Consider the following 13,376-nt stretch of genomic DNA (forward strand, 5'->3'; position numbering starts at 1 on the left):
TGATGAGCACCACCGTCGAGAACATTCAGCGCCAGATCAGCGAAAACCCCATTCTCATTTACATGAAGGGGTCTCCGCAGCTGCCGCAGTGCGGCTTCTCTGCGCAGACCGTGCAGGCGCTGATGGCGTGTGGCGAGCGCTTTGCTTTCGTCAACGTACTGGACAACCCCGACATTCGTGCCGAATTGCCCAAGGTGGCCAACTGGCCGACCTTCCCGCAGCTGTGGGTGGAAGGTGAGCTGGTCGGCGGTTGCGATATCGTGGTCGAGATGCATAACAATGGCGAACTTGAGCCCCTGATCAAGCAGGCCGCTGAACGTGCTCGCCAGAATGAAGAGGGCGGCGCCGAGTGAGGTGCAGCCTAGCATTCGATTGACCGGTCAGGCCGACTAGCCGCTGGATCGCCGAGGTGGTGAGGGTGTTACTGCGCCCCCGCGCGACGGATCAAACACGGCCATCTGACTGGTCAAACGCAAGGCCCCGCTGGTGTGGACACCAGCGGGGCCTTGTCGTATGTCGAGACTCTCTGCGGTGAGCAGCATCCTGCCGCTCGTAAAAAGGCATGGACCTGTGTCAGTCCTCCTCCATTCCCTGTTCCTGCTGAGCCAGCCGCCAACCGCCCAGATCCTTGTAGCGATTGACCATCGCACAGAACAGCTCGGCCGTGCGCTCGGTGTCATAGCGGGCAGAGTGGGCGGCGTTGTTGTCGAAGTCGATGCCGGCGGCACGGCAAGCTCGGGCCAGCACGGTCTGGCCGTAGACCAGTCCTGCCAGGGAGGCGGTATCGAAGCTTGAGAACGGGTGGAAGGGGTTGCGCTTGATGTCGCAGCGGTTGGTCGCGGCATTGAGGAAGCCATGGTCAAAGGCAGCGTTGTGGCCTACCAGAATGGCTCTGGTGCAGCCATGAGCCTTGATGGCCTTGCGCACTGGACGGAATATTTCACCCAGCGCCTCGGCTTCGCTGATGGCGACCTGCTGACGCAGGGGGTCGTCGAGACGAATGCCGGTGAAGTCCAGTGCCGACTGTTCGACGTTGGCGCCAGCAAACGGCTCGATGTGATAGGCAAAGGTAGCGTCGGGCAGCAGGTTGCCCTCCGGGTCCATGGTCAGGGTGACAGCGGCGATCTCCAGCAGGGCGTCGCTTTCGGGATTGAAGCCGCCGGTCTCGATATCCACCACCACCGGCAGAAAACTGCGAAAACGTTGCGCCATGAGTTCGCGGGCGATCAGCTCGCTCATGCACCTCTCCTTGTCGGGCCGTGGGGTAATGGGCCTGTGTGATGCAGGCCGAAACGGCGAAAGTCTAGCAGTTTGGCAGCGCGGCGTCCCGTAGCGGTATTCGACACCGGCCATGCGCGCTATACTCGGCCCTCTTCAAGCGCCATTCATGAAGGAATGCGCTGGTCACGTCATGTCTGTCATACAAGAAGGAGCCCCTAGCATGTCCGATGTCAAGAAGGTCGTGCTCGCCTATTCGGGCGGTCTGGACACATCCGTCATCGTCAAGTGGTTGCAGGAGACTTACCACTGCGAAGTGGTGACCTTTACCGCCGACATCGGTCAGGGTGAGGAAGTCGAGCCGGCCCGCGCCAAGGCTGAGGCCCTGGGCGTCAAGGAAATCTACATCGAGGACCTGCGTGAAGAGTTCGTGCGCGACTACGTCTACCCGATGTTCCGCGCCAACACCATTTACGAAGGTGAGTACCTGCTGGGTACCTCTATCGCGCGTCCGCTGATCGCTCGTCGTCTGATCGAGATTGCCAACCAGACCGGTGCCGATGCGATTTCCCACGGTGCTACCGGCAAGGGCAACGATCAGGTCCGTTTCGAACTGGGCGGCTACGCCCTGAAGCCTGGCGTCAAGGTCATTGCGCCGTGGCGTGAGTGGGATCTGAATTCCCGCGAGAAGCTGATGGCCTACTGCCAGCAGCACGATATTCCCGTCGACTTCAGCAAGAAAAAGAAGTCCCCTTACTCGATGGATGCCAACCTGCTGCATATCTCCTACGAGGGCGGCATTCTCGAAGATCCCTGGGCGGAAGCCGAAGAGGACATGTGGCGCTGGAGCGTGTCGCCGGAAGCGGCACCGGACACTCCGACCTACGTCGAGCTGACCTTTGAAAAGGGCGACATCGTGGCCATCGACGGCGTGCCGATGAAGCCCCACGAAGTGCTGGAGAAGCTGAACAAGCTGGGTGGTGACAACGGTATCGGCCGTCTCGATATCGTCGAGAACCGCTACGTCGGCATGAAATCTCGCGGCTGCTATGAAACCCCTGGCGGTACCATCATGCTGCGTGCTCACCGCGCCATCGAGTCGTTGACCCTCGACCGGGAAGAAGCCCATCTCAAGGATGAGCTGATGCCCAAGTATGCCGAGGTCATCTACAACGGCTACTGGTGGAGCCCGGAGCGTCGCATGCTGCAGGCCGCCATCGACGAGACCCAGAAGAATGTGTCCGGCGTTGTTCGCATGAAGCTGTACAAGGGCAATGCCATCGTGGCAGGCCGTCGCTCCGACGAGTCGCTGTTCGACGAGTCCATCGCGACCTTTGAAGACGACAAGGGCGCCTACGACCAGAAGGATGCGGAAGGCTTCATCAAGCTGAATGCGCTGCGTCTGCGTATCGCCGCAGGCAAGGGCCGTCGTCAGGACTAAGCGCTTGGCGTTCGACCATCAGATCCAGGAGGCGACATGTTCAAGAAGCTGATCGGCAGCCTTTTCAAGGGTGGAGGCGCCGCTGAATCGCGTTCCACGGAGGAGGCCGAGGCCGTGGAGTATCGCGGATTCCTGATCGTGTCTCGTCCGCAGGAGCAGGGCGGTCAGTATCGCGTCAGCGGCTTTATTCGCAAGCCCATCGAGGGTGGCGAGACGCTGGAACACGCTTTCGAGCGCTCTGACCTGGTGCCTGGGCGTGAGGCCTGTGATGCGCTGATGCGACAGAAGGCGGAACGCTACATCGATGAAGTCGGTGATGGCATGTTCTCGTCTGATTGAGACGAAGCGATGGAAACGGCGCCCCCTGGGCGCCGTTTCTGTTTCAGCCATGGGGTAAAGGAGACCACATGATCGTATTGCACCATCTCGAAAACTCCCGCTCTCTCAGAGTGGTCTGGCTACTGGAAGAGCTTGGAGTCGACTATGACATTCAGCTCTATCGGCGTGATCCCAAGACCATGCTGGCCCCTGAATCCCTCAAGCAGGTTCACCCGCTCGGCAAGTCGCCGCTGATCACCGACCAGCATCAGGCGGGTAGGGTCGTGGCAGAAAGCGGTGCGATCATCGAGTATCTGCTGCGCCATTACGACAGGGAGCAGGCGCTGTCTCCCCCCGTCGACAGTGAAGCCTACGATGACTATGTGTTCTGGATGCACCATGCGGAGGCCTCGGCGATGCCCCCGCTGGTGATGAATCTGGTGTTTGGCAGGCTCAGCAAGCCCCCTGTGCCGGCTCTGGTGCGTCCTTTGGGCAAGATGTTCGCCAAGGGCGTGAAAGAGCAGTATCTCGGGCCAGAAATACGACGGCTGATAGGCTTTTGGGAGCAGCACCTGGCAGAGCACAGCTGGTTCGCGGGAGAGACGTTCAGCGCGGCGGATATCCAGATGAGTTTCCCGCTCCTGGCGCTGGAAGGTAGGGGCATGTTGTCTGACCATCCGGCGCTCACGCGCTTTCTCGAGCAGGCCCGGGCGCGACCCGCCTATGGCCGTGCTACAGAGAAGGGCGGTGAGCTCTCACTCTAGGGCTTGTACGAAAAGTGCCTGCGCTTGGTGATACGGCGTTAAAAATCGGCTTAAAATGCTCATTTACACCTCGTAAACTGCGCTTTCTCACCGATTTTTGCCTTGTCTAACCTTCGCTCGTCGACTTTTCGGACAGAGCCTCGACCGTCGTTATGGAAACAGGTCTGACCCGGAGGCTGATCAGTTTTGGTTATGAGCACGTGAATCATTATTCATGCCAAGCATATTGAGTTTGCAGCTGCGAGCAGGATAATGGGTTGATCTCCTACCCAAGAGGTCAACTTTATGCGCATCTTACTGACGCTTGCGGGGGCGCTGATGATGGCGAGCTCCGCGCATGCAGCCGATGTCGAGCCGCTGGTCAGTCCTGAGTGGCTTGAAGCGAACCTGGATAATGACGATGTGGTGGTGCTGGATATTCGCTCCAGCATCGACAATGGCGGTGACCGGTCAAGCTTCGAGCAAGCCCACATTCCCGGCAGTCTGTATTCGAGCTATACCGAGGACGGCTGGCGGGAAACCCGCGATGGTGTCACCGGAGTCATGCCTCCGGTGTCGAGTCTTGAGCGCTTGATCGGCGGCCTCGGAATCGATAATGACGATACCGTGGTGCTGGTGCCGGCGGGTACCGGCGCGACGGACTTTGGCAGCGCGGCACGGGTGTACTGGACCTTCAAGGTGCTGAGTCACGAGCAGGTGGCGATTCTCGACGGCGGCTTTGCCGGTTGGAAAGCGGCAGGCCTCGAACTGGCCAGTGGCTCGGCAGAGTACCCTGATCCGGTGCGCTTTGAAGGACGTTTGAATGAGGCTCTGCTGGCGACGACTGCAGAGGTAGAGGCGGCCCGCGAGTCCCAGGGGCAGCTGGTCGACGCCCGCCCAGAGGACTACTTCAAGGGCGACAACCAGTCTCCTGCAGCGACTGCTCCGGGCACCATTCCTGGCGCACGTAACCTGCCTCATCAGACGCTGCTGGCCGATGACGACGGCGCCTGGCGGTTGAATACGGCGGAAGTGACCTCGCGTATCCAGGCGGCAGAGCTGGATGCGGATGCCAAGACCGTGGCGTTCTGCAACACCGGACACTGGGCAGCGACTGACTGGTTTGTGCTGAGTGAAATTGCCGGCTTCGACAACGTGGCGTTGTATGACGGTTCCATGGCTGAGTGGACTCAGGACGAGTCACGTCCGCTGGCCGTGGCGAAGCAGGGGCTTGGCAAGGTGCTGGACGCGCTCGGCTTTGGTGACGAGTGACCCTTGGATCCGTGATCCCTCGATAGGTGTCGTTTAGATAGTGAGCTCCTAGATGGCTATTGGCGATGCCTAGATGACCGCGGCCAGGACGCCGTGAATCAGTGGCGGCACCGGCGGCGGTGATACTCCTTCCTTTGAACAGATGCACTTCCATGACTCAGATGTCTTCACAGGCCGCTTCGGCCACCGCTAGCGATGCTGCTGGCTCCGCGCACAGGGTTCGGCCACCTGGCGCTGAGCTAAGCGCTGGACAAACTCCTGGACAGGCCCCCCTCAAGGTGGATCGTTTCGTCGTCAGCCTGGCGCTGATCGGCATGGTCGTGCTGGGCGGTCTGGTATGGCTTGAGACCGCGCCTTTTCTGGTGGTGTTGTTCGCCATTGGTATCGCGCTCGGCGTGGCGCTTTACCACGGTGCCTTCGGCTTTACCGCCGGTTGGCGAAACCTGGTCACCAAACGCCGCGGGGCCGGTATGCGCGCGCAGCTGATGCTGTTTGCTCTGACCTCGGCATTGATGATTCCTTTGCTTGGCAGCGGCCAGCCCGGTCTGGTCGGCGCGGTTGCGCCCATTGGCACCTCGCTTATCGTTGGCTCGTTTGTGTTTGGTCTGGGCATGCAACTTGGCGGAGGGTGCGGTTCAGGCACCCTGTTTACGGTCGGCGCGGGCAATCTGCGCATGCTGGTGACGCTTGCATTCTTCATCATTGGCGCGGTGGTCGGCTCGATCCACCTGCCTTGGTGGCTGGACTTGCCCAGTCTTGATCCGGTCAGTCTGATCGATAGTGTGGGTGTGCCGGGAGCGATAGCGGTGCAGTGGGTCGGCCTGGGTTTGGTCGCGCTGTGGGTCAATCGCGTGGAGCGTCGCGTTCACGGTGAGCTTGAGCGTTCAGAGCTGCGCCTTCGTCCAGTAGAAGGGAGTGCGTTCAAGGCCCTCGTGCAGGGCCGCTGGCCATTCGTTTGGGCCATATTGGTGCTGGCAGTCGGCAACACCCTGACGCTGCTGGTGGGAGGCGCCCCTTGGGGCATTACCTTTGCTTTCAATCTGTGGGGAGCAAAGGCGCTGCAGGCCATCGGCGTGGACATGAGCCAGTTCGAGTTCTGGACCTGGGACTATCCGGCCATGGCCCTAGCCGACTCTGTGCTGGTCAATATCACCTCGGTAATGAACTTTGGTCTGCTGCTTGGGGCCATGCTGGCAGCGGGCCTGGCCAATCGCTTCAACGAAGCCAGCCGCAAGAAGGTAGAGGGCCGTCAATTTCTGGCCGCGGTGGTGGGTGGCCTGCTGCTGGGCTACGGCGCCAGGTTGGGATTTGGCTGTAATATCGGCGCGCTGTTTTCGGGCTTGGCTTCCGGAAGTCTGCATGCCTGGGTGTGGTTCGCCTGTGCCTTTGTCGGTTCGTTGGTGGGTATTCGCCTGCGGCCCTGGTTCCGTCTGCCCAATTGAACAAGGAGTGCGCCATGCAAGCCGCTTACCGCCGTAGCCGCATCATCGCCATGTTGCTGGCCATCCTGGTACTGATACTTGCGGATCATCTCAGCAGCCCAACCTTTGCCTTCAACATGGGAGACGGTCACGCCCGCACGTCCCTGAACCAGCGGGATGCCAACGCCTGCGCGCCCTGCGGAGCGCCCTGTCCGTCGACTCGGGAATAGCCTGGGTAGGCGCTGTCGAACAGGTGACAGAGGTGGATGACAACAACGGAGAAGTAGGTAGAGAAATAGGTAGAGACAGTAGGTAAAGAAAAGGCGCTCCTGCCGTGGCAGGAGCGCCTTTTTCATGGCGTGATCGGGAATGGTGGCTCGTAGGGTCTGGCAGGGTATCTACCGACAGCGCAGGGGGCTGCGATGGGCGTTTAGTCGCCAGGGGACTGACGCCGCGGCATCTTGGGTCCCAGCGGCCCCAACCAGAGCCACACTTGCAGGACCACCAGCACCGGCAGGAGCCAGGTCGGGGCGCCAACGGTCCACACCAGCACCTGGTGGATCATGAACGCAGTGATACCGCCCAGCAGGCCCAGTACCGGGAACATCAGCGGACGTTCGGACCCGGGGCGGCGGCTCAAGCGGAACAGCGAGCCGGTAAAGGCGCCGAAGCTCGAGGCCATGGCCAGTGGTATCCAGAGTTCTCGCAGCACATCGTTCATGGTTGATCGCTCATATTGCAGCATAGAGCGTCAGCGTAACGTGTCCTGACGGTCTATGCGCTTCAACTTTGGCGTTAGCCGTGCCGTTGACGCGCCGGCTGTCAGGCTATAGATCGACCTTCTCCTTGAACTCGCACAGGTCCTCGATCACACAGCTGCCACAGCGTGGCTTGCGCGCCACACAGGTGTAGCGCCCGTGCAGGATGAGCCAATGGTGTGCATCCTGGCGAAATTCCTTGGGCACGTGCCGCATCAGCCGCTCCTCCACCTCGATCACGTTCTTGCCCTTGGCGATGCCGGTGCGGTTGGAGACTCGGAAGATATGGGTGTCCACCGCAATGGTAGGCTGGCCGAAAGCGGTATTGAGAATCACGTTGGCGGTCTTGCGGCCGACTCCCGGGAGCGCTTCTAGCTCAGGGCGAGTACGGGGTACGTTGCCGCCATGCTGCTGGACCAGCAGATGGCAGGTCTTCATCAGGTTTTCGGCTTTGGTGTTGAACAGGCCGATCGTCTTGATGTGGTCCTTGAGGGCGTCGATACCCAGATCAATGATGGCCTGGGGCGTGTTGGCGACGGGAAATAGCCTTGCCGTGGCCTTGTTGACGCCGACATCTGTTGCCTGGGCAGACAGCAGCACTGCAGCCAGCAGCTCGAACGGGGTCGACCAATGAAGCTCTGTGGTGGGCTCGGGATTATGGGCCCGCAGTCGAGTGAAGATCTCGTGGCGTTTGGCAGCGTTCATGGGACTCCTGTAGCGAGGGTTGCGGTCACGCTGAATTGCGGCCTGGAGGTTGGGACTTCGGTCAGTACTGGGTGTTGCGCTGAACGGATTGACTGAACCCGGCGACTGAACTTGGTGACTGAGCATGGTGATCGATATGAGTGACTGGGCCTAGGCTTTGTCCGAAAAGTCGACGAGCGAAGGTTAGACAAGGCAAAAATCGGTGAGAAAGCGCAGTTTACGAGGTGTAAATGAGCATTTTGACCCGATTTTTAACGCCGTATCACCAAGCGCAGGCACTTTTCGTACAAGCCCTAGTGAATGGTCCCGGTGACTCTAACCCTTCGCTGCTCGGAAGGGGGCTGCGAGGCGGGGCGGCGGCGAGCGGTGTGGTCGTCGATCGCGTTCTTGCCGGCAATCAGCAGGCCGGTTATCAGAAAGGCCCCAGGCGGCAGCGCCATAAACAGCATGTGGCGCTCCCCCGGTAGCTGGATCACCCAGTCAGCCGCGCCGCTACCCAGCAGTAGCTCCATACCATCAAACAGTGTGCCCTGGCCGAGAGCCTCGCGCAGGGCGCCAATCACTATCAGCACCAGGGTGAAGCCTAGTCCATTCATCAGCGCGTCCAGCAGCGATGGGGCCAGCGGCTGGCGCGAGGCAAAGGCTTCTACTCGGGCAAGGATGGCGCAATTGGTCACGATCAGAGGCAGGAAGATGCCCAGCACCTGATAAAGCTCGTAGGCCATCGCGGCCATGGCGAGTTCTGTGCAGGTCACCAGCGCTGCAATGATCATGACAAAGGCAGGCAGCCGTATCTCGGGGCGGATGTGACCTCTTATCATCGATGCGCAGCCATTGGCGCCCAGCATGACCGCCAGCGTGGCAAGACCGAGCCCCAGGCCGTTGACGATGGTGCCGGATACCGCCAGCAATGGACATAGCCCCAATAGTTGTACCAGGGCAGGGTTGTTGCTCCACAGTCCGTTGGCGGCGATTTGGCGAGCCTGCTGGCGAGTCAGGGAGCTATTTGACGAGCTGTCTGACGAGCTATGCGAGTCGTCATTCATCAGGAGTCTCCCGCGGTGAGGTGGTGGCAGATGGGGCTGCTGGCGTGGCAGCCACGACAGCGCGAATCACGGCCTCTGAGGTAATGGTAGCGCCGGTCAGTGCCTCGATGGGACCTGATGGTGTCAAAGCCAGGGCATCCTGATGGCGCCCCTCGAACTGATCCACCCAAGGACTCTTGCGTCGTTCGATCTTGTCCCCAAGACCCGGGGTTTCATGATGCTCAAGTACGCGCACCGCGACGATCTTGCCTTCAGGGGTGAACGCGACCAACAGGCGTATCGCACCTCCGTATCCCATCGCCTTACCGGCGTGAACGGTGGCGAGTCGCTGGCCGTTGGGGCCGATGGCTTGCCAGGAGGTAGCGTCGTCGAGGGCAACGATTGATGCTGTCTGGGGCGGTACCAACTGCTTCAGCAGTTGCTGCTGATAGTGCTCGCGATTGGCCGCGATCGGGGCCTCACTCAGCCAGTGCGTTATCACGACGCTGGCTAACGTGACGACGGCAAGCAGGAGCAGCGTTGCGACCGCCCCCCGCGGGCTTGGTAAGGGTGGCGCTGTCGGGGCTGTCATGAATTCCCCCTGGGCGCATCGCTGGCTGAGCGGTGCGTCCCTGAGCACAGCTGATCGAGCAGCGGGGCCGAGAGGTTCATCAGCAGCACGGCGAAGGCGATGGCGTCGGGGTAGCCCCCGTAGCCCCGGATGAGCATGACCAGCGCGCCGATCGCGGCACCGAACACCCAGCGCGCGCGTCGATGGCCGGGAGCGCTGACCGGATCGGTGATGATAAAGAAGGCGCCCATGATGGTGGCACCATTGAGCAGATGAAACGCCACGGAGCCAGTACCCGACACCTGGTGTAACAGCGCTGCCAGGACTGCCATGGTGCTCAGCATGGCCAGCGGCAGGCGCCAGTCGATGAGACGCTGGGCCAGTAGTACCAGCCCGCCAGCAAGCCAGGCCAGGGAGATGATGGCCCAAGGTGAAGAGAGGTTGGCATCGCCGATGACCGAGGCGCCGGCAGGCTGGCGCAGCGCATCGAGGGGAGTGGCGCCACTGACGGCGTCCAATGTGCTGGCGTCAAGTTGGCCGAGCCAGCCCTGCCACAGGTGTAAGAGGTTTTGGACGTCGCCAGCGCCAAAGCCTGTGGCGTCCGGCCATAGACTCATCGGTACCGGGAAGGACACCAACAGCATCGCGTAGCCGACCATGGCGGGGTTGAAGATGTTGTGCCCCAGCCCACCATAGAGGTGCTTGGCCACGGCGATGGCGGCCACAGCACCGATCAGAATGAGCCAGACACTGGTGCCAGCGGGCAGCGCCGCGCCGAGCAGAATGCCGGTCAGCATGGCGCTACCGTCGGCCAGTGTTGGTCGCAGTGGACGTGATCTTGCGGCGAGCATCAGGGCTTCCACCAGACAGCAGCACAGGATGCCGGTCAGCACATTGGTGATGACACCGGCACCGAAGTACCAGGTCTGAGCGGCGATGCCGGGCAAGCAGGCCAACGAGACGCTGCGCATCACGCGGGCGCTGCTGGCGATAGGCGCTGTCTGGTGCAAGTAGCTCATGATGTCGGGGCTTCCTGGCGGGCGGCGGCCAGCTGCGCATTGGCAGCCTCTAGATGTTCGCGGGCAGTGCTCTGCTGAGACTCGAGGTCGGCCAGCACCTCGCTGGGTTGCTGCTGCTGGGCGGCACGCTCGAGCGCCTTCTCTGCCTTGCGCAGCGCCGCCTTGGCCGCCGCCTGGGCGATGCGCAGGCTGCGCAGATCGGCGGGAGCCGAGGAGGTGGGCGCGTGGTCATCCGCTGGGGTCTTGGGAGCGGGACGTCGCAGCGCCGCCTTGCGCGCCTGGCGTCTGGCTTCACGCTCATCGTGTTCGCGCTGCATGCGCTCCTTGCGGGCATCGAAGCGAGCTCGGGCCTGGTCCGCCCTGGCCCGTTCGGCGTCGGCAACCCGCAGGCGGCGCTTGGCCTCGCCGAAGGATGCCGCCAGCGGAAGGTGGCTGGGGCATACATAGTCGCAAGCGCCGCACTCGATACAGGCAAGCAGGCCGTGGGCCTTGGCCCGTTCGTCATCTTCGACCCGGGTGTGCCACCACAGCTGCTGGGGCGCGAGGCCCGCAGGACAGGCGGGGACGCAGTCGTTGCAGCGAATGCAGGGCGACGGCGGGGGCGGGCTGGGCAGCTCTTGTTCGGTAGCCGCGATCAGACAGTGGGTCGTGGGGGTTGTCGCTGCGCTGGCAAGCGACCGCTGGTGCCCCATCAGCGGGCCTCCATCGATCAACTTGGCGAGCCTGGAGGTATCCAGTCCAGCGTCAGCCAACAGCGTGGCTGCCGGTGAGCCCACTCTGGCCTCAACGTTGCCCGGTGCACTCAACGCCTGACCCGCCAGCGTCACGATGCGCGTGATGGCGGGGAGGCCAAGAATCACCGCGTCGTGAATGGCGGCCAGGGTGGCGGGGTTGTGACACAGCACCCCGACGTCAACCGGCAGTTGCTGCGGCGTCATCCTGCGCGCCAGCAGGCGATCGATCAACTGACGCTCACCGCCGCTGGGGTAGCGGGTCGGGATGATCACGACGTCGGTCGGCAGTGCAGACGTGGCGAGGGCGGCAGATAGCGCCTTGGCCGCCTCTGGCTTGTCATCTTCGATGCCGGCGACGATGCGGGTGGCACCGGTAGCGCGCGCGAGAATCAGCGCGCCGCTCGCGACCTTTTCGGCGTCGTGACGCAGCAAGGCATCGTCAGCGGTGATGTAGGGTTCACATTCAGCGGCATTGATCACCAGGGTGTCGATGCCGGCACGGTGGGCGGCTCTGGCTTTCAAGGCGGCCGGAAAGCCTGCGCCTCCCATGCCTACGATACCCGCCTCTGCGATGCGCTCAAAAATCTGCTCTGGAGATGCCTGCTCGGCTGCCAGCGGCCGCATGGTGAGGATCTGCTGGCTGCCTTCGGCAACGATGACAATGCCAGGTGCATCGCTCGCATGCTCCCGGGTGGAGGTGATGGCCGCGGCGCCAGGCAAATTGACCCGTCCGCTGATGGGGGCATGCATCGGCAGTGCCAAATGTCCCACCGGGCGGGCGATGCGCTGGCCCGCCCGAACCCAGTCACCGTCGTTCACTTCCAGCAGTGTTTCGGCCCACGGCTTGTGGGAGTTGTCATTGAGCGCCAGGGAGACCTGTGGTGGCAGCGGCGCGCGTCGAATGCCGAGATCACGGGTCCGGGCCTTGCGGGTGTCAGGGCGGATGCCTGGCGCACAGGAGCCGCCGAGACCCAGCCAGCGCTGCAGTCGTTCAAGCGTTGACATGGCGTTCTCCCGGTAAGCGGTCCGACGCGATGAGACGAATGGATTCGCCCATCGCGGGAGGTCTCTCCAGCAGGTCGATGCAGTCAACCGGGCAGGGTGCGACGCACAGATCGCAGCCGGTGCACTCGTCGGCAATCACCGTGTGCATCAGCTTCGACGCGCCGATAATGGCGTCCACGGGACAGGCCTGGATGCACTTGGTACAGCCAATGCACTCATCTTCCCGAATGAAGGCCACCATGGTGGTGCTGGTCGCTTCGCCATCCAGGGGAACGGGATCACGTCCCAGTAAGGCGGCGAGTTCGGCAATGGTGGTTTCGCCCCCTGGAGGACACTTGTTGATCGCTTCGCCTTGCTCCACTGCCTCGGCATAAGGGCGGCAGCCAGGGTAGCCACACTGGCCACACTGGGTTTGAGGCAGCAGCGCGTCGATCTGCTGGACCAGGCCGTCCTCGCCGGCGCCGAAACGTCGGTGCATCCATCCAAGCAGCAAGCCGCAGCTGCCGATCAGGCTTACCAGCAGCAGCAGGCCGAGCAGTGAAGGGGCGGTCACTGGATCGCCCCCTCCGCCAGGCCGGCAAAGCCCATAAAGGCAAGCGACATCAGGCTGGCGGTGACCATGGCGATGGCAGGGCCTCGAAACGGACGTGGTACGTCTGCAGCAGCCAGGCGTTCGCGCATGGCGGCGAGCATGATCAGCACCAGGGAGAAACCCAGCGCTGCACTGAAGCCGTACAGCACAGCACCGAAGAAGCCACTGTCACGCTGGAGGCTGAGCAGGGCGACACCGAGTACGGCACAGTTGGTCGTGATTAGCGGCAGGAAAATGCCCAGCACCCGGTGAAGCAGGGGGCTGGTATGCCTGACCATGATGTCCGTAGCCTGAACCACCACGGCGATCACCACGATAAAGGCAATGGTACGCAGGTACTCCAGCCCAAAGGGGACGAGCAGGTAGCGGTACAGCAGATGGCTGGCGGCGGCCGCCAAGGTCAGCACGAAGGTGGTCGCCAGGGCCATGCCCAGGGCGGACTCCAGCTTGGAGGAGACCCCTAGAAAAGGGCATAGTCCGAGGAACTGCACCAAAACGAAGTTGTTGACCAGGGCGGTACTGACGAGAACGAGGAAAACGTCGGTCATGGCATG

Annotated in this window: 16 protein-coding genes; 7 read left to right on the forward strand and 9 right to left on the reverse strand. The window is 62.1% G+C overall.

Annotated features, from left to right (window positions below):
* Positions 1–2: 2 nt before the first annotated feature.
* A complete protein-coding gene (grxD, locus tag KUW18_RS14205; RefSeq protein ID WP_206939372.1) occupies positions 3–353 on the forward strand; it encodes a Grx4 family monothiol glutaredoxin in 351 nt (116 codons plus the stop codon).
* A 220-nt stretch (positions 354–573) separates the two neighbouring features.
* Here the strand turns inward: grxD and rnt are convergent, their stop codons facing one another.
* Positions 574–1,239: a ribonuclease T gene (gene rnt / locus KUW18_RS14210; RefSeq protein ID WP_206939364.1), complete on the reverse strand. Its 666-nt coding sequence runs from the start codon at positions 1,237–1,239 to the stop codon at positions 574–576.
* A 202-nt stretch (positions 1,240–1,441) separates the two neighbouring features.
* Between rnt and KUW18_RS14215 the strand changes: the two genes are divergently transcribed.
* From KUW18_RS14215 to KUW18_RS14240, 6 genes are all read left to right on the forward strand, one after another.
* The gene (locus tag KUW18_RS14215) at positions 1,442–2,659 is read left to right on the forward strand and encodes an argininosuccinate synthase (protein WP_206939363.1); all 1,218 of its coding nucleotides are present in this window, start codon (positions 1,442–1,444) and stop codon (positions 2,657–2,659) included.
* A gap of 36 nt (positions 2,660–2,695) precedes the next feature.
* Entirely contained in the window at positions 2,696–2,998 is a 303-nt protein-coding gene (locus KUW18_RS14220) for an HlyU family transcriptional regulator (protein ID WP_206939361.1), read from the forward strand.
* 68 nt (positions 2,999–3,066) lie between these two features.
* Positions 3,067–3,741 carry a glutathione S-transferase gene (locus KUW18_RS14225; protein ID WP_222561719.1) on the forward strand — a complete coding sequence of 225 codons (675 nt, stop codon included), beginning with the start codon at positions 3,067–3,069 and terminating at the stop codon, positions 3,739–3,741.
* A gap of 285 nt (positions 3,742–4,026) precedes the next feature.
* A complete protein-coding gene (locus tag KUW18_RS14230) occupies positions 4,027–4,992 on the forward strand; it encodes a sulfurtransferase (protein ID WP_261396700.1) in 966 nt (321 codons plus the stop codon).
* 278 nt (positions 4,993–5,270) lie between these two features.
* Entirely contained in the window at positions 5,271–6,434 is a 1,164-nt protein-coding gene (locus tag KUW18_RS14235) for a YeeE/YedE family protein (RefSeq protein ID WP_315900673.1), read from the forward strand.
* Positions 6,435–6,448: 14 nt separating this feature from the next.
* Positions 6,449–6,643 (forward strand): hypothetical protein, encoded by a 195-nt coding sequence (locus KUW18_RS14240; protein WP_206939357.1) that lies wholly within the window; start codon positions 6,449–6,451, stop codon positions 6,641–6,643.
* A gap of 200 nt (positions 6,644–6,843) precedes the next feature.
* Here KUW18_RS14240 and KUW18_RS14245 read toward each other — a convergent pair whose 3' ends face one another.
* From KUW18_RS14245 to rsxA, 8 genes are all read right to left on the reverse strand, one after another.
* Positions 6,844–7,134 (reverse strand): hypothetical protein, encoded by a 291-nt coding sequence (locus tag KUW18_RS14245; RefSeq protein WP_224907623.1) that lies wholly within the window; start codon positions 7,132–7,134, stop codon positions 6,844–6,846.
* Positions 7,135–7,240: 106 nt separating this feature from the next.
* A complete protein-coding gene (gene nth / locus KUW18_RS14250) occupies positions 7,241–7,876 on the reverse strand; it encodes an endonuclease III (RefSeq protein WP_222561720.1) in 636 nt (211 codons plus the stop codon).
* Positions 7,877–8,169: 293 nt separating this feature from the next.
* Positions 8,170–8,922: an electron transport complex subunit E gene (locus KUW18_RS14255; RefSeq protein ID WP_222561721.1), complete on the reverse strand. Its 753-nt coding sequence runs from the start codon at positions 8,920–8,922 to the stop codon at positions 8,170–8,172.
* Positions 8,915–9,493, reverse strand: a complete 579-nt coding sequence (locus KUW18_RS14260; protein WP_222561722.1) for an RnfABCDGE type electron transport complex subunit G — start codon at positions 9,491–9,493, stop codon at positions 8,915–8,917. The genes KUW18_RS14255 and KUW18_RS14260 overlap by 8 nt, the downstream gene beginning before the upstream one ends.
* Positions 9,490–10,491, reverse strand: coding sequence for an RnfABCDGE type electron transport complex subunit D (locus tag KUW18_RS14265; protein WP_222561723.1), 1,002 nt, complete (start codon positions 10,489–10,491; stop codon positions 9,490–9,492). The genes KUW18_RS14260 and KUW18_RS14265 overlap by 4 nt, the downstream gene beginning before the upstream one ends.
* A complete protein-coding gene (rsxC, locus tag KUW18_RS14270; protein WP_222561724.1) occupies positions 10,488–12,230 on the reverse strand; it encodes an electron transport complex subunit RsxC in 1,743 nt (580 codons plus the stop codon). Before rsxC ends, KUW18_RS14265 begins: the two co-directional genes overlap by 4 nt.
* Positions 12,217–12,783: an electron transport complex subunit RsxB gene (gene rsxB, locus KUW18_RS14275; protein WP_222561725.1), complete on the reverse strand. Its 567-nt coding sequence runs from the start codon at positions 12,781–12,783 to the stop codon at positions 12,217–12,219. Before rsxB ends, rsxC begins: the two co-directional genes overlap by 14 nt.
* The gene (gene rsxA, locus KUW18_RS14280) at positions 12,780–13,370 is read right to left on the reverse strand and encodes an electron transport complex subunit RsxA (RefSeq protein ID WP_222561726.1); all 591 of its coding nucleotides are present in this window, start codon (positions 13,368–13,370) and stop codon (positions 12,780–12,782) included. The genes rsxB and rsxA overlap by 4 nt, the downstream gene beginning before the upstream one ends.
* Positions 13,371–13,376 lie beyond the last annotated feature (6 nt).

The organism is Halomonas sp. DP5Y7-2, assembly GCF_019802025.1.
Taxonomy (GTDB): domain Bacteria; phylum Pseudomonadota; class Gammaproteobacteria; order Pseudomonadales; family Halomonadaceae; genus Halomonas; species Halomonas litopenaei_A.